The following is a 15,659-nucleotide window of genomic DNA, read 5'->3' on the forward strand; positions in this document are numbered from 1 at the left end:
GATTTGCATTCGCGATAACTGCAAGACACGACCCGATTGCAAAGTCAATCACGATAGCCGTTGCCGCAGGAGATGGCAGAGTAACGGCACGCTGTTTCGCCAGCCGCGCAAGGCATTGGAGACCGTCCCTCGTAAATCCAACAGAGCAAACCTCGGCAGTGTCTCCTTGCTGCCTGCATCGGTGAAGCGCCTCGGGGGCATGAGTTCCGGGGCGCTTTTACTGAGCGAGTCACCACAGCAAGCCGCATTGCTTGTATTGTACTGGTTTGGGCAAACACACCACCCCGCAGGGCGGGCACCACCTACTCTAAGCTTTTGTATTTGCTTGGCTTAAGTGGTGAGCCGTGCAGGATTCGAACCTGCGACCCACTGATTAAAAGTCAGTTGCTCTACCAACTGAGCTAACGGCCCACTCTTTTTAGGATCTCTTCGATCCGCAGCACTCTGTAAGGTAAATACCCGACCGGGTTCAAGACCTTATTTCGCACTTCAGTTCGCCGTCATTCGTATGAGTTCGGCGCCCCGATAGGCGGCCTAATTAGGCAGGTGGAACTGGGGGGTCAACCCCTTTTTTCAGGAATCTACGCGACAGGGTGGATTCATGTCCGGACCGGCGTTATACGCCCGCCATGCAACAGATACTCGACACCGGTTTGGCCTTTATGAAGATGCACGGGTTGGGCAACGACTTTGTCGTTGTCGATGCGCGCGCGCATGCCGTGCCGGTCACCCCGGCCCTTGCCAGGGGAATCGGGCACCGGCAGTTCGGCGTGGGATTCGATCAGTTGGCGGTTATCGAACGCGGTGAAGCGGATGCGCATCTGGTGTTCTACAATGCCGACGGGTCGACTTCGGCTGCATGTGGCAACGCCACGCGCTGTATCGCCCGGTTTTTGATGAACGAAACAGGCAAATCCGAACTCACGCTCACAACTGAACGCGGCACACTGCAGGCCCGCGACGCTGGCGATGGACTGACGTCGGTGAATATGGGGCACCCCCAACTTCTTTGGAACGAGATTCCCCTGGCGGAAGAGATGGACACGCTGGAACTGCCGATAGAAGGTGGTCCAACAGCGACTGGCATGGGCAACCCGCACTGCACTTTCTTTGTCGACAACGCCGAGGCCATTCCGATGGAAGAGTTCGGCGCGCGTTACGAATACCATCCACTCTATCCCGAACGCACCAATGTTCAGGTCGCACAGATAGTCGCACCCGACCACATCCGCATGCGGGTGTGGGAGCGAGGAGTGGGGATCACTCTGGCCTCGGGGTCATCGTCTTGTGCCACGGCCGTCGCTGCAGCACGCAGAGGTCTCACTGGGCGCAAAGTACAAGTTGACCTGGATGGCGGCACAATCTGGATCGACTGGCGCGAGGATGGGGTCTGGATGACGGGACCCACAGCCCATGTGTTTTCTGGCACGCTGACGCCTGAATACCTGAGGTCACTGGAATGAACCCGCCTAAGTTCAGCACTCTGGGCTGCCGCCTGAACGCCTATGAGACCGAAGCGATGAAAGAACTGTCGCAGCAGGCTGGCCTAACGGATGCTGTGATCGTCAACACCTGCGCGGTGACCGCCGAGGCCGTCCGCAAGGCGCGGCAGGAGATTCGCAAGCTGCGCCGCGAAAACCCCTCGGCACGTCTGATCGTCACCGGGTGCGCGGCGCAAACCGAGCCGCAGACCTTTGCTGCCATGGACGAAGTAGACGCAGTCATCGGCAACACCGAAAAGATGAAACCGGATACCTGGAAAGGCATGGCCGCCGATTTCATCGGTCAGACCGAGGCGGTTCAGGTTGACGACATCATGTCTGTCACGGAAACCGCCGGGCATCTGATTGATGGCTTCGGAACCCGCTCACGCGCCTATGTACAGGTTCAGAATGGCTGCGATCATCGCTGCACCTTCTGTATTATCCCTTACGGCCGGGGCAATTCTCGCAGCGTCCCTGCGGGCGTTGTGGTGGATCAGATCAAACGATTGGTCGATAGGGGCTACAACGAAGTTGTTCTGACCGGGGTCGATCTGACCTCATGGGGCGCGGATCTGCCCGCTAAGCCCAAACTGGGCGATCTCGTGATGCGCATCCTTAAACTGGTGCCCGATCTGTCTCGCCTGCGCATCAGCTCAATCGACTCGATCGAAGTCGACGAGAACCTGATGCATGCCATCGCGACCGAGCCGCGCCTGATGCCCCATTTACATCTGTCCTTGCAGCATGGCGACGATCTGATCCTGAAGCGTATGAAACGCCGCCACCTGCGCGAAGATGCGATTCGTTTCACTGAAGACGCCATCAAACTTCGACCCGACATGACTTTTGGCGCGGACATCATCGCTGGCTTCCCGACCGAGTCCGAGACTCATTTCGAGAATTCCCTCAAGCTCGTCACCGAGTGCAACCTGACCTGGCTGCATGTATTCCCCTATTCCAAACGCAAAGGCACTCCGGCAGCCCGCATACCGCAACAGATCAACGGCAATGTCATCAAACAACGCGCCGCGCGCCTACGCGCCGCCGGCGATGCACAAGTCATCAAGCATCTGACGGCACAGATCGGCAAAACCCACAATATCCTGATGGAAAATCCCACAATGGGCCGCACCGAACAATTCACCGAAGTAACCTTCGGCAACGCCCAACCCGAAGGCGAGATCGTAATCGCGACGATCCGGGGGCACAGCGAAGCTCAATTACAAGTGTGATCCGTTCTTCATCTGGCCCAAAATACCTCGGGGATGAATTGGCCGCAGGCCAAGAAGGGGCTGGCCCCTTCCACACCATCGCAACAAAAAAACCCCCGTCACCGTGATGGCGCGGGGGTTTAGTTTTAGTTATACGTCGACCTTAGTCCAGACGTTTGCCCTTTATCGGTGCCCACAGGCGCTTGTTCACAAGGTACAGCAGAACAGACAGAACTGTCAGGAACAGAACACCGACGAAACCGGCATTTTTGCGCTCCATCATTTTCGGCTCGGCGCTCCACATCAAGAAGGCTGCTATGTCTTCGGACATTGCCTCAACGGTTGCAGGATGTCCGTCGGCAAATTCAACCTGATCTTCTGCCAGCGGCGGAGCCATGGAAATCCAACCACCGGGGAAGGCCTTGTTCTCATAGAGAACAGTACCGGCTTCTTCCTTTTCTTCACCGGTATAACCATCCAGAAGCGAGGCAATATATTCCGCGCCCCCCATGCCTTTGACCAGCTGGTTGATGCCCAGACCGTAAGGACCATGGAAACCGGCACGGGCCTTCGCCATCAGGCTCAGGTCAGGCGCGCCGACACCGTTGTTGGCCGGGAAGTGGTCGGTCGGGATTGCCGGGCGGAAATCGTCCAGCTCGGGATCGAACACCTCGAAGTTGTCGGCCGCGTAGGTGATGACTTGCTCTTCCGAATACCCCAAATCTTCAAGGGTCCGAAGAGGTACATATTGCAGACCATGGCAGGCTGCGCAGACCTCGGTATAGATCTGTAGGCCGCGCTGAAGCTGGTTCTGATCCCAGGTTCCAAACGGTCCCTCGAACGAGAAGTCGAAATCTTCGATGTGCTGCTCACCGCCACCTGCCGCAAAAGTCGAGGCGGGCGCAAGGGCCAAAGCGAACGCGGCACCGATTGCAAGTTTCTTGAACATGTTTCCGGTCCCTCTTCTTACTCGGCCGGCGTGGCGTCGGCGTTTGCCTTGCCATAATGCGCGTTGAAGTCTTCTTCGATGGTTTCCGGCTGCGCCTCGGGTTTTTCGATGACACCCAGGATCGGCAGGATCACGAAGAAATAGGCGAACCAGTAAGCCGAAGCGATCAGCGAGAAGGTCGCATAGGGCTCTTCCGCGGGCATCGCACCCAGCCACATCAAAGCAAAGAAGTCGATGATCAAAAGGTAGAACCACCATTTGAACATCGGACGATACTTGCCCGAACGCACGGTCGAGGTGTCCAGCCAAGGGGCTAGGGCCATGGCCAGGATCGCACCAAACATCGCAATCACACCAAAGAATTTGGCGTCGATGATGCCGCCGGTGATGAAGCTGGCGAACTGAACGACCCAGACTTCGCCAGTGAACGCACGCAGGATCGCGTAGAATGGCAGGAAGTACCATTCAGGGACGATGTGCGCAGGTGTAACCAGCGGGTTGGCTTCGATGTAGTTATCCGGGTGACCCAAGTAGTTCGGCATGTAGCCCACGATGGCCCAGAACACGACCAGAATGACCGCCAGCGCGAACAGGTCCTTGATCACGAAATAGGGCCAGAACGGCAGCGTGTCTTTCTCTGCCTCGGCTTTCGAGCCACGGCGAACCTCAACACCTGTCGGGTTGTTGTTGCCTGTGGTGTGGAAGGCCCAGATATGCACGATCACAAGCGCCGCGATAACAAACGGCAGAAGGTAGTGCAGCGAGAAAAAGCGGTTCAGAGTGGCGTTGTCCACCGCAGGTCCGCCCAGCAACCAGGTCTGGATCGCATCACCAACAAACGGGATCGCACCAAACAGGCCGGTGATCACGGTCGCACCCCAGAAGGACATCTGACCCCAGGGCAGAACGTAGCCCATGAACGCAGTGCCCATCATCATCAGGTAAATGAGCATCCCGATGATCCACGTAATCTCACGCGGGGCTTTGTACGAGCCGTAGAACAGGCCGCGGAAGATGTGGATGTAGACTGCTACAAAGAACAGCGATGCGCCGTTCATGTGCAGATAGCGCAGCATATAGCCGCCGTTCACGTTGCGCATGATGTGTTCGATGCTGGCAAAGGCCAGATCAACATGCGGGGTGTAGTGCATCACCAGAACGATACCGGTGACGATCTGCAACGCCAGGCAGAACGCCAGGACGATGCCCCAGATCCACCACCAGTTCAGGTTCTTGGGGGTTGGGATCATCAGGGTGTCGTAAAGCAGGCCGACGATGGGCAGACGGCTGTTCAGCCACTTCTCGCCATTTGTCTTCGGCTCGTAATGATCGTGGGGAATTCCGGACATAAGTTAGGTCTCCCTTAGCCGAGCTTGATGGTGGTGGCGTCCACCCATTCAACGGGCGGAATGGGCAGGTTTTCAGGCGCGGGGCCTTTGCGGATACGACCGGCAAGATCGTAGTGCGAGCCGTGGCAGGGGCAGAACCAACCGCCAAAGTCGCCAGCATCGCCAAGCGGCACACAACCCAGGTGTGTACAAACACCCATCTGAACGATCCACGCCCCTTCTCCTTCGCCTTCGGGCGAAGGCATGACGCGATTGGCATCGGTCGCTGGTGCGTCGGCGTTCAGGTTGAAGTTACGAGCCAGCGGGTCAGGCAGCGCGTCGACACCTTCAGCGTCCTGCTCCTGAGCTTCCTGAATCTCGGCACCTGTGCGGTGACGGATGAAAACAGGCTTACCCAACCACTTTGCAGTCAGCTGCGTACCCGGCTCTACCCCGCTCACATCCACACGGATCGAGGACAGCGCCTGAACGTCTGCCGATGGGTTCATTTGATTTACCAGGGGCCAAACGGCAGCCCCGGTGGCAACGACACCTGCGCCGCCAGCGACGTAGTAGAGGAAATCTCTGCGGGTGCCTTCGTGGTCTTCAGCTTGGGACACGAGGTTATCTCCGATTATCTGGCGCCCGCGAACGGGCATAAAGCTCGCGCACCGCACAAGTGCGGCGTCTTAAACGGGGTATCTATCGGGGAGAATAGAGTTCGTCCAGCGCTCTTAAACGCGCAATACGCCGCATCTAAGCATTCATGTCACGGTGAAAGGGCAAAATTTCAATCTCAAATGCAGATTTTAACCCTCAGAGCGGCGAATTTGCGCCAGGCAGATGGGACGTGATTCGGCATCGACCCGCGCTGGTAGATCCCCAAATTGAAATCTCCTCACCCTATGCGAACGCCGCCGATTTCACGTGCAGCTCTACCTTAAGAACACTGTATTCCTTCTATTTTAGCGCGATACGATTTCTCTTAAATTATTAATATAAAATAGATATTTCAAACACGTGATTATCTACCAGAATTCGATTGCACTCTAAACGGGAATGCGTGAAAGGCCACAGGCGCAATATTCCCAGCCGGAGATGTTCAATGCTCAAGATAGCAGCAACCGTAGTTTTTGTTTCGTTTCTGACTTCAGTACAGGCGATCGCAGCCGGCGATCCGGCGAAAGGCGAACAGCTCTATAACAGATGCTCTTCGTGCCATGCGATCATCAAAAATGGCGAGGTTCTGGTCAAAGGCGGCATCACCGGGCCGAATCTCTTTGGCGTAGTTGGCCGCACCGCCGGAACTGAGAACGATTATCTTTATGGAAGTGAACGTTTGCCCATCGGGATGTTCACCGACGACATGATCCGCGCCGGGCAAGAAGGGCTTGTGTGGACTGAAGAAAACATCGCCGCCTATTCTCGGGATCCGATCGGGTTCATCAAGGAATATCTGGATGATGACACCGCCCGCCCGAACATGAGCGTCAAGCTGAAAAAAGGCGCAGATGACATCGCTGCTTATCTCGCCACATTCAGCGCTCAATGAATGGAAGGCGAGAACGCGTGCCTCAGGCCTTGCGCATCAACGAGGCCAAGCGCGCCACCTCGCTGCCAAGTCCTGTTGAGTGCACGTGATCAGCCGCGCGATGTCGCGCCTCATCGGGTTTGTTCTGATTCAGCTTCCAAGTGCCGTCGATATCCGAGATCATGAGTCGGCAGGGAACGATCATGCGCATCATTCTATCCAGCGCGTCTGGTGTCATCTTAGACGCCAACCATGGCGGCTTTGGCAGCAGGCGATTTTCAAAGTCTGCCGCCTGCCGGTCGAGCAGATTTCGCAGGTCGTCCGTTGGCCGCATCTCAAGCACTCCAGTCAGATGCACCGCTACATAGTTCCAGGTCGGCACCTGATCATCGACTTCGTACCAGTCAGGCGAGATATACCCATCCGGCCCTAACACAGCGATCTTCGCAGGTTGCGGCTTTTTCAGCGCCCTAACAATCGGATTTGACCGGACCAGATGCAGGTCAGCCGATGAAGCATCCTCGTTTAGAAGAAAGGGAACGTGGCTTAACAACGGTGCATCCGATGTCGACACCGCCAGAACACCAAAGGCGCGATCACGCGCAAACTCGATGTGACGCTCGCGCGTCTCGGCGCGAAAGGTGGGATTGGGATGCATATTCGTCCTCCTGCCAATTTCTCTTGCAGAAGCGATATCTCCTTGGCAAGGTCCCACTCGTTCTCAGGGCGGGGCGAAATTCCCCACCGGCGGTATGCGGGCATGACCCGTAAGCCCGCGAGCGGCCCCGGTCTCCGGGGTGTCAGCAGATCTGGTGAGAAGCCAGAGCCGACGGTTACAGTCCGGATGAAAGAGAACGTGCAGCGCGCCGGTAATGCGGTGTGCCTGCTCGTGATCGCCTTGGGTGACGTGTCTGTTACGAAAGGAGATCATGATGACACACACCCGCTATGCTTTTGTCAAAGCCAACTGGCATTCAGATATTGTGGATCGCGCGCTGGATGGGTTTCTCGAACTAATTCCGGCCGATCAGGTTGATGTCTTCGACGTTCCGGGCGCTTTCGAGATGCCCCTGCTGGCCCGTGACCTGGCGCAAACGGGGCGCTACGCCGCCGTAGCCTGCGCTGCCTTTGTAGTGGATGGCGGCATCTACCGGCATGACTTCGTCGCACAAACGGTTGTCGATGGCTTGATGCGGGCCGGGCTCGATTCAGGTGTTCCGGTCCTGTCGGTCTCGCTGACACCGCATCAGTATCAGGAAACGGATCACCACAACGCCATCTATCGCGCGCATTTCATCGAAAAAGGGCGCGAGGCAGCTCATGCAGCGCTCAAGATCAACGCAACCCGCGCCACGGTGGCTCAAGCCGCCTGATTTATTCCAATCGCGCCGCCCACAGGGCGGCGCTTGCTTCTCTGCAAATGCAAATCCACTTGAGGACCAAGGCACTCCCCGCTAATCACGTCGCTCAAAGGAGCATGCCCCATGTCGATGAACAGTTTTGGCCACCTCTTCCGCGTTACCACCTGGGGTGAAAGCCACGGACTCGCTTTGGGTGCGACCATCGATGGCTGCCCTCCGGGCGTCACAATCGATGAGGGCATGATCCAGCATTGGCTGGACAAGCGCAAACCAGGTCAGAACAAATTCACCACACAGCGGCGCGAACCCGATCAGGTTAAAATCCTGTCCGGTGTGTTCGAAGGCCAGACCACGGGCACACCGGTGCAGTTGATGATCGAGAACACCGATCAGCGCTCGAAAGACTACGGCGACATCATGGACAAGTTTCGTCCGGGACACGCCGACATCACATATTGGCAGAAGTACGGGATCCGTGACTATCGCGGCGGCGGGCGCAGTTCGGCGAGGGAAACGGCATCACGTGTGGCGGCCGGAGGACTCGCGCGTGAGGCTATCCAACAGATCGCTCCGAATGTTCAAATCACCGGTTATATGACCCAGATCGGTCCGCACAAGATCGACCGTGCCAATTTCGACTGGTCGCAGATCGAACAGAATCCATTCTGGACGCCCGACGCCAAAGCAGCCGAAGATTGGGCCGCTTATCTGGACGACCTGCGCAAATCCGGCAACTCGGTCGGCGCAGTGGTCGAAGTGGTCGCGCGCGGCGTTCCGGCGGGGCTCGGCGCGCCGGTTTATGCCAAGTTAGACACTGATCTGGCTGCAGCCATGATGTCGATAAACGCCGTTAAAGGGGTCGAAATCGGTGAAGGCATGGCCGCCGCCGAACTGACCGGCGAGGCCAACGCCGACGAGATATTCATGGGACAGGACGGCCCTCAATACAGCTCGAACCACGCAGGCGGTATTCTGGGCGGCATTTCGACCGGCCAGGATGTTGTGGTGCGCTTTGCGGTCAAGCCGACCTCGTCCATTCTGACCGCCCGCAAGACCATCACCAAATCCGGCGAAGAGACCGAGATCATTACCAAAGGCCGCCACGACCCCTGCGTCGGCATCCGTGCCGTTCCGGTAGGTGAGGCAATGATGGCTTGCGTGATCCTTGATCACCTGCTCCTGCACCGTGGTCAAATCGGCGAGAACCGTGGACAGATTGGCTGATCTGCGCGCTTCGCTGCGCGCGGTCGTCAGGCAACGGATGCAGACGGATCCGGCGCATGATCTGGCGCACCTGGATCGGGTTTGGGTTAATGCGCAGGCGATTGCGGATGATGAAGCCAACCCGCGTGTCTTGCTGGCGGCGTGTTATCTGCATGATCTGATCAACCTGTCAAAAGATGACCCGGATCGGCATCTGGCCTCGATGCGATCCGCCACTGAATCAGAGCCTATTCTTGAAGAATTCGGCTATTCCACCACTGAAATTGGGGCCGTACAGCACGCGATTGCCGCCCATAGCTTTTCGGCTAACATCCCGCCCGAAACACTCGAAGCGCGAATATTACGGGATGCCGATCGTCTGGATGCGTTGGGTGCTATCGGTATCGCCCGCAACTTTTCAGTATCGGGCGCCCTGGGACGCACCCTTTATGACCCGTCAGATCCGTTTGCCGAAAACCGTTTGCCGAATGACCTGATTTTTTCAATCGATCACTGGCAAATAAAACTGCTGCGCTTACCCAATGAAATGCTGACCGAAAAAGGCAGGGCCATCGCGCAGGACCGAGCCGCGCGGATGATGAGGTTTCTAAAGGACCTGTCAGAGGAAATCGGAGCTCAGCTTCCACTAGACTGGTCCAATCTCTGATACGTCAACTTTGGCCAGTTGATCTTTCCGCCTCAAAGGCGCAGGTTCGCGACCATGGCGAAATCCTTAACATCGCATCGTCCGGCATTGGCCGTGGCGCTTAAGCTTAGTGCGCTCGTGCTGTTCACGACGATGTCTGCATTGGTCAAGGCTTTGTCAGATGATTTCCCGCCGGGAGAGATGGTGTTTTTCCGCTCGCTTTTCGCGATTCCGGTTATCATCGCCTGGCTGGTCTGGCGAGGAGAGCTGGTGCACGGCTTTGTCGTCAAGAAGCCGATGGGCCATTTCTGGCGCGGGGTTCTGGGAACCTCGGCCATGGGACTGACCTTTACTGGTCTTAGCCTGTTGCCGCTGCCCGAGGTAACCGCCATCGGATATGCAACCCCGATCTTCACGCTGATTCTGGCTGCAATCATGTTGGGCGAGCGGATACGAATGATTCGTATCGGGGCCGTCGCGCTTGGCCTCGTCGGCGTTCTGATCATGATCTGGCCCCGGCTGGGTTCAGGCACTGCCGAAACCGCCGCAACAATAGGTGCGCTTTGCGTGCTGGCTGCAACCGTTGCCCGTGCCTTTGTGCAGATACATATTCGACAACTGGTACAGGTGGATCATCCCGCCGCAATCGTGTTCTATTTCTCTCTCACAGCGACCTTGCTTTCGGGTCTCACAGTGTTTTGGGGCTGGGTTATCCCGACATGGGAGCAAGCCGCATTGCTGGTGACAATCGGCCTGATCGGCGGAGTGGCGCAGATTCTGGTGACCTCGTCCTACAAGTTTGGACAAGCGTCAATGCTGGCACCTTATGACTACACCACAATGCTGTTCGCCATTGTCATTGGTTATTTCTGGTTCGATGAGTTGCCAACCCTGGTGATGCTGGGCGGCGCGGCGTTGGTGATTGCAGGCAACGTCGTGGTGATCCTGCGTGAACGACAACTTGGCCTTGATCGGACCAAAGCGCGATCAGCAACGGATCCCAAAGCCTGACTTTACCTTTCGCAATCTTTCCCTAGTTTGGGTCGCGATACACCTATGAGGTTTCCCGATGAGCGACGCACAGAACCACAAAGAAAAGATGCAAGAGGTGCAAGCCAAGCACCGCAAGAAAGTCTCGGAAGCGGTCGATCCCGGCCGGGGACTGGTGCTGATCAATACAGGTAAGGGCAAGGGAAAATCCTCGGCTGCGTTTGGCGTGGTGATCCGGGCATTGGGCTGGGGCCAGAAAGTGGCTGTGGTTCAGTTCATCAAGGGCAAATGGAAAACGGGTGAGCGCAGGTTCTTTGAGGAACGCGATCTGGTCACCTGGCACACGATGGGCGAAGGGTTTACCTGGGATACGCAGGACCGCGAGCGCGACATCGCGGCTGCGACTTCGGCCTTCAACAAGGCCTGTGATCTGATGAAAAGCGGCGACTACGATCTGGTTGTCCTCGACGAGATCAATATCGCCCTGCGCTACGAATACCTTTCAGTAGACACTGTTATTGAGGGGCTTCAGACCCGATCAGACAAAACCAGCGTGTTCCTGACTGGCCGGGATGCCCCGCAAGCCCTAAGGGACTATGCGGATCTGGTAACCGAGATGACCGAAGAAAAACACCCGTTCCAAGCCGGCATCAAAGCCCAACGTGGTGTGGATTTCTAGGCCCGCGCACCACCCTCATTCAGCGCGCGCATCGAATCGCGCCTGACTGCGTACATCGTTGCGGCTGAGCGTTCTTCGAGCGCCCGGCAGCGCTCGGCGTTGCAGGTCTTGTGATCGAGATAGGCCGCGACTTCTGAGGTTAGCGCGTCGCAATCACACGATGCACAGCAGGGATTGGCCATCAGTTCTTCAAATCGATCACGCAATCGCGGGCTCCTTTGGTCGTTCCCGGGGCAATGGCAGGCCTTCACATCTGCTTTTGCTGAGCCCACAGATCGCCCCGGAACCAGTTGCTTGATGGTGTCATCTGGCGTTGCGCTATATCTGATGGTTTTTGTCGGAAAATTCAAGCCTGAAAATCTGATGCAACAGAGGCGACCCATTGGGCAAATTTGGCCTTATTAGTGTCTAAAACAAAAAAGGGCCATCCGGATGCCCGCATGGCCCAGCTGATCGCTACGGTTCTGACTCACTTCAAGCAATAGCGCTCTGTTCGGGCGCGCTGAGCGAGATCACCACAACGACTGCGGCCCCGTTCAACCAGTAGAACAACGCATCAAGCCCAGAAAATCCAAACAGGCTGGGCGCAAACAGGAACGTGACGCCGACAAGCAGATCAACAGCCAAGTGGAACTTGTATGGCAGAACCCGCCAAATCCCAAGGTGATGGTCTGTCAGAACAGTCAGCACGAATGCTGCAATGCCGGTCACAACGGACAGCCAGAGTGCCAGCGGGTTGGACTGGCCCAACCCCAGTACAAAAGGCAAAACCATCAGCGCAATCGCAACCGGGTAGTCAAGATAGGCATGGACAGAGCGGGTGACAAAACGCAGGGACATGTGAACTTCCTTTCTTCAATCAGTGATGATCAAAGATTAGGGGCGCGCGATTGAACGTAACATCTCAGTTCGTTTTGCATTTATTGCAGATCGTTCATTTGATCAGTACGATTAGTGCATCGCACGGTACGCGGCGGGCGACAGTCCGACCTGCTTCTTGAACACGCGTGAAAACGCAGCCTCGGACGCGTATCCCACTTCTGCTGCGGCATCCGCAACGTTCCAGCGATTTTCGGTCAACCCATGGCACGCGATCTGCATCCGCCAGTCCGTCAGGTACTGCATCGGGGTAGTCCCCATCTTTTGTGAGAAAAGCTGCGCAAATGCGGTGCGTGACATTGCTGCTTCTCGCGCGAGCATCGCAACGCTCCACTCCTGCGCCGGAGATTGGTGAAATGCTGTCAGCGCCCGCGAGATGCGCGGATCGGCAAATCCGGCAAGCGCGGCATCATGAGGACTTTGATGTTCAAGGTATGCCCGGATCGCTTGCGCAAACAGCACTTCGGACAGTTTCAGCGCGATCAGGTCACCGCCGATACGAGCACCGGACACTTCAGACCCGATCATGCGCAATGTCGCCTCGATCCAGGCACCCGCTTCTTCACCGTAATTCTCGATCAGTATAAAAGGTGGCAACCGGTCGATCAGCATATGACCGGTTCCGTTTCGCCCGGCTGGCCCGGTGAATGAGAAATGTCCGCAAATCAGTTGCGTATCGCGCTCGTCTTCCTCACCGCCATAGACCAGGACACCATCGCCTTTGTAGCCTGACAGCTCTAACACCCGCTCAAGGGGCAAGGCATCATAGGGTTTGACTTCATTACACAGCAGCGCATGCGGCGCACCGTGGGGAATAAGAATCAGATCACCCTGCCGCAACCGCAAGGTCTCGCCGGTTGTTGACAGGTGCACCTTTAATTCACCGCGTTGCACAAAGTGAAACCGGGCCACGTTCTCGAAGCCCGGCACCTGTATCCCAAACGGCGGAGTAAAGGATGTGCGGAAATAAAATGTGCCACGCAGAGAAAGGCGTGTAAGGATATCGCTGAGAAGATCTAACATGAGCCAACGATACGGCTTGGCCCGGCAGCGTCCATACCTTCGAACGATCTGCATGCATATTTGCATGATCTGCAATCAAAACCCCCGCCTGAGCGGGGGTTCAATACGGTGTTAACTTACGCGCGGACCAATTTCTCGTAATCTTCGGCGATTTCGCGGGTCAGATCGCCGACCTCGAAGGTATAATCGCCGATCTGCCCGACAGGTGTAACCTCAGCTGCAGTGCCAGTCAGCCAGCATTGCTCGAAATCGGCCATCTCCTCGGGACGGATCCGACGTTCATGAACAGTGATGCCCTTGTCTTTCAGCATCTGGATCACCGTCTGACGAGTGATGCCGTTGAGGAAGCAATCGGCCAGCGGGGTGTGCACTTCGCCATCCTGAACGAAGAAGACATTTGCCCCCGTCGCCTCGGCGACGTTGCCATTATAATCCATGAACAAAGCGTCCGAGCAGCCTTTGGCCTCAGCTTTGTGTTTGGAAATGGTGCAGATCATGTAAAGACCTGCTGCCTTGGCATGGACTGGAATGGTTTCCGGACTGGGTCGTTTCCACTCGGCGATGTCCAACTTGGCGCCTTGCATCTTAGCGTCACCGTAATAGGCACCCCAAGGCCAAACAGCGATGGCCATCCGAACCGGATTCTTGGCGGACGCCACACCCATATCCTCGCCCGAGCCACGCCAGACCAGCGCCCGTACATACGCATCTTGAAGACCACTGGCTTTGAGCGCTTCCTCCTTGGCGGCCTCGATCTCATCGACCGAGTATGGCATCGGCATATCCAGCGCCTCTGCCGACGCGATCAGGCGTTCGGAATGCTCGCGGCTTTTGAAGATCTTGCCGTTGTAAGCGCGCTCACCCTCGAATACCGAAGACGCATAATGCATCGCGTGGGACAGGATGTGCACATTGGCCTCACGCCAGGGCACCAATTCGCCATCCATCCAGATGACACCGTCGCGATCGTCATATCCAGCCATGCGAAACCTCCTGAACCGGTCGATATTTCCGAATGTTGCGCCGCTTAGGTCCGTATCGGACACAATGTTGCGCAAAAACTGCGATTCGATACCTGCGCGCTCTTGGAATGTCAATAAGGCTGACATAAAGTCAGGTTATATTGCGAATGAGGCCCAACATGACCGACATCCGTCCCGCCCCGGTCTTTGGCGGAGAAAGCCTGTTGTTTCTGACAGATGAACAACTGAGGCAGGGCATCGAGGCCATGTTTTTTGCCTATCGAGGTTTTACCGCTGATCCTGATCGCATCCTGACTGAATTGGCCTATGGCCGGGCGCATCACCGGGCCATCCACTTTATCAACCGAGCGCCGGGAACGACGGTGAACAATCTGCTGGCCATATTGGGTGTCACGAAGCAATCGCTGAATCGCGTCTTGCGCAGCCTGATTGAAGATGGGTTGGTCGAAAGCCGGGTCGGAACAGTGGACAAACGCGAACGCCACCTATTTCTGACGGATAAAGGAAAGGCACTCGAGGCCAAACTATCTGACGCCCAGCGCGCCCGGATGCGTGCGGCCTACAAAGATGCGGGCCCCGAAGCGGTGGCCGGGTTTCGCAAAGTGCTTGAAGCGATGATGGATGCTGATATGCGTCGTGCATATACGAAACTGCGGGATACGACTTCATGAGCGAAATGGACGCCCATCTTCTGATCGTCGACGATGACGAGCGCATTCGCGATTTGCTCAAGAAATTCCTGATGCGCAGCGGGTTTCTGGTGACCTCAGCGCGGGATGCAGCCCATGCGCGGCGGGTTTTGTCGGGACTGGATTTCGATCTGATCGTGCTGGATGTGATGATGCCCGGTGAGGACGGTGTGAGCCTGACCCGATCTCTGCGCGACACCCATTCCACCCCGATCCTGCTTTTGACGGCCAAGGGCGAGACCGAGCATCGGATTGCCGGGCTTGAGGCGGGTGCGGATGACTATCTGGCCAAGCCATTCGAGCCGAAAGAGTTGCTGCTGAGGATCAACGCCATTCTGCGTCGGATGCCAGAGACACCTGCACAGGACACGGCGGCGAAGATTCTACATCTTGGGCCCATTCGCTATGATATCGAACGCGGTGAGATGTGGCAGGGCGAAGACCCGGTGCGCCTAACCGCGACCGAAAGCCAGTTGATGAAAATATTCTCGGCTCAACCCGGCGAACCGATCAGCCGAGCCAAGCTGGTCGAAGATCTGGGGCGTGACAAAGGTCAGGCACAGGAGCGCGCTGTGGACGTACAGATCACCCGCTTGCGTCGGAAGCTTGAGCAAGATCCGAAGCAACCCCGGTATCTGCAGACCGTACGGGGTGCAGGGTATATGTTGGCACCGGATTGATTTTGCCGCTGCGCGGCGATCTT

18 protein-coding genes, 1 tRNA gene and 1 riboswitch are annotated in these 15,659 nt (G+C 56.8%); of the genes, 10 read left to right on the top strand and 9 right to left on the bottom strand.

Going from position 1 to position 15,659, the window contains the following annotated elements; translation table 11 throughout:
* Positions 1 to 335 precede the first annotated feature (335 nt).
* Positions 336 to 411, bottom strand: a tRNA-Lys gene (locus tag ACR0NE_RS19470).
* 218 nt (positions 412 to 629) lie between these two features.
* Between ACR0NE_RS19470 and dapF the strand changes: the two genes are divergently transcribed.
* Both dapF and mtaB read left to right on the top strand, forming a co-directional pair.
* The gene (gene dapF / locus ACR0NE_RS19475) at positions 630 to 1,463 is read left to right on the top strand and encodes a diaminopimelate epimerase (protein ID WP_170595108.1); all 834 of its coding nucleotides are present in this window, start codon (positions 630 to 632) and stop codon (positions 1,461 to 1,463) included.
* On the top strand, positions 1,460 to 2,716 hold the full coding sequence (gene mtaB, locus ACR0NE_RS19480; protein WP_170595104.1) for a tRNA (N(6)-L-threonylcarbamoyladenosine(37)-C(2))-methylthiotransferase MtaB: 1,257 nt from the start codon (positions 1,460 to 1,462) through the stop codon (positions 2,714 to 2,716). Before dapF ends, mtaB begins: the two co-directional genes overlap by 4 nt.
* A gap of 142 nt (positions 2,717 to 2,858) precedes the next feature.
* Here the strand turns inward: mtaB and ACR0NE_RS19485 are convergent, their stop codons facing one another.
* From ACR0NE_RS19485 to petA, 3 genes are read right to left on the bottom strand one after another with little or no spacing between them, the layout of a single operon-like run.
* Positions 2,859 to 3,644, bottom strand: coding sequence for a cytochrome c1 (locus ACR0NE_RS19485; protein WP_170398299.1), 786 nt, complete (start codon positions 3,642 to 3,644; stop codon positions 2,859 to 2,861).
* A 17-nt stretch (positions 3,645 to 3,661) separates the two neighbouring features.
* Complete coding sequence (gene petB / locus ACR0NE_RS19490) at positions 3,662 to 4,993, bottom strand: cytochrome b (protein WP_170398296.1); 1,332 nt, start codon at positions 4,991 to 4,993, stop codon at positions 3,662 to 3,664.
* Positions 4,994 to 5,007: 14 nt separating this feature from the next.
* Positions 5,008 to 5,592 (bottom strand): ubiquinol-cytochrome c reductase iron-sulfur subunit, encoded by a 585-nt coding sequence (petA, locus tag ACR0NE_RS19495; protein WP_170398293.1) that lies wholly within the window; start codon positions 5,590 to 5,592, stop codon positions 5,008 to 5,010.
* A gap of 485 nt (positions 5,593 to 6,077) precedes the next feature.
* Here petA and ACR0NE_RS19500 point away from each other — a divergent pair, with 485 nt between their 5' ends.
* A complete protein-coding gene (locus ACR0NE_RS19500) occupies positions 6,078 to 6,524 on the top strand; it encodes a c-type cytochrome (protein ID WP_170425585.1) in 447 nt (148 codons plus the stop codon).
* Positions 6,525 to 6,546: 22 nt separating this feature from the next.
* On the opposite strand, the gene ACR0NE_RS19505 is transcribed toward ACR0NE_RS19500, so the two are convergent.
* Positions 6,547 to 7,161 carry an FMN-binding negative transcriptional regulator gene (locus tag ACR0NE_RS19505; RefSeq protein ID WP_170595101.1) on the bottom strand — a complete coding sequence of 205 codons (615 nt, stop codon included), beginning with the start codon at positions 7,159 to 7,161 and terminating at the stop codon, positions 6,547 to 6,549.
* 55 nt (positions 7,162 to 7,216) lie between these two features.
* Positions 7,217 to 7,363, top strand: a riboswitch (FMN riboswitch).
* A 72-nt stretch (positions 7,364 to 7,435) separates the two neighbouring features.
* Between ACR0NE_RS19505 and ACR0NE_RS19510 the strand changes: the two genes are divergently transcribed.
* The 5 genes from ACR0NE_RS19510 (at position 7,436) to cobO (ending at position 11,382) form a co-directional block, all read left to right on the top strand.
* Positions 7,436 to 7,876 carry a 6,7-dimethyl-8-ribityllumazine synthase gene (locus ACR0NE_RS19510; protein ID WP_170595097.1) on the top strand — a complete coding sequence of 147 codons (441 nt, stop codon included), beginning with the start codon at positions 7,436 to 7,438 and terminating at the stop codon, positions 7,874 to 7,876.
* 111 nt (positions 7,877 to 7,987) lie between these two features.
* Entirely contained in the window at positions 7,988 to 9,088 is a 1,101-nt protein-coding gene (gene aroC, locus ACR0NE_RS19515; RefSeq protein ID WP_170595093.1) for a chorismate synthase, read from the top strand.
* On the top strand, positions 9,072 to 9,734 hold the full coding sequence (locus ACR0NE_RS19520; RefSeq protein WP_170408138.1) for an HD domain-containing protein: 663 nt from the start codon (positions 9,072 to 9,074) through the stop codon (positions 9,732 to 9,734). Before aroC ends, ACR0NE_RS19520 begins: the two co-directional genes overlap by 17 nt.
* A 54-nt stretch (positions 9,735 to 9,788) precedes the next feature.
* Positions 9,789 to 10,724: a DMT family transporter gene (locus tag ACR0NE_RS19525; protein WP_170398226.1), complete on the top strand. Its 936-nt coding sequence runs from the start codon at positions 9,789 to 9,791 to the stop codon at positions 10,722 to 10,724.
* A gap of 58 nt (positions 10,725 to 10,782) precedes the next feature.
* Positions 10,783 to 11,382, top strand: a complete 600-nt coding sequence (gene cobO, locus ACR0NE_RS19530; RefSeq protein ID WP_170398223.1) for a cob(I)yrinic acid a,c-diamide adenosyltransferase — start codon at positions 10,783 to 10,785, stop codon at positions 11,380 to 11,382.
* On the opposite strand, the gene ACR0NE_RS19535 is transcribed toward cobO, so the two are convergent.
* The 4 genes from ACR0NE_RS19535 to ACR0NE_RS19550 all read right to left on the bottom strand — a co-directional run bounded on the left by ACR0NE_RS19535 (position 11,379) and on the right by ACR0NE_RS19550 (position 14,267).
* Positions 11,379 to 11,588 (bottom strand): hypothetical protein, encoded by a 210-nt coding sequence (locus ACR0NE_RS19535; RefSeq protein ID WP_170425570.1) that lies wholly within the window; start codon positions 11,586 to 11,588, stop codon positions 11,379 to 11,381. The two genes, cobO and ACR0NE_RS19535, sit on opposite strands and share 4 nt — an antisense overlap.
* Positions 11,589 to 11,856: 268 nt before the next feature.
* Positions 11,857 to 12,222 carry an SPW repeat domain-containing protein gene (locus tag ACR0NE_RS19540; RefSeq protein WP_170595090.1) on the bottom strand — a complete coding sequence of 122 codons (366 nt, stop codon included), beginning with the start codon at positions 12,220 to 12,222 and terminating at the stop codon, positions 11,857 to 11,859.
* Positions 12,223 to 12,333: 111 nt separating this feature from the next.
* The gene (locus ACR0NE_RS19545) at positions 12,334 to 13,284 is read right to left on the bottom strand and encodes an AraC family transcriptional regulator (protein ID WP_170595086.1); all 951 of its coding nucleotides are present in this window, start codon (positions 13,282 to 13,284) and stop codon (positions 12,334 to 12,336) included.
* Between the two features lie 116 nt (positions 13,285 to 13,400).
* Positions 13,401 to 14,267 carry a branched-chain amino acid aminotransferase gene (locus tag ACR0NE_RS19550; RefSeq protein WP_170566675.1) on the bottom strand — a complete coding sequence of 289 codons (867 nt, stop codon included), beginning with the start codon at positions 14,265 to 14,267 and terminating at the stop codon, positions 13,401 to 13,403.
* Between the two features lie 158 nt (positions 14,268 to 14,425).
* On the opposite strand from ACR0NE_RS19550, the gene ACR0NE_RS19555 reads away from it, so the two are divergent.
* Both ACR0NE_RS19555 and ACR0NE_RS19560 read left to right on the top strand, forming a co-directional pair.
* Complete coding sequence (locus ACR0NE_RS19555) at positions 14,426 to 14,938, top strand: MarR family winged helix-turn-helix transcriptional regulator (protein ID WP_170398209.1); 513 nt, start codon at positions 14,426 to 14,428, stop codon at positions 14,936 to 14,938.
* Entirely contained in the window at positions 14,935 to 15,636 is a 702-nt protein-coding gene (locus ACR0NE_RS19560) for a response regulator (RefSeq protein WP_170398206.1), read from the top strand. The genes ACR0NE_RS19555 and ACR0NE_RS19560 overlap by 4 nt, the downstream gene beginning before the upstream one ends.
* Positions 15,637 to 15,659 lie beyond the last annotated feature (23 nt).

Source organism: Ruegeria sp. C9 (assembly GCF_056537585.1).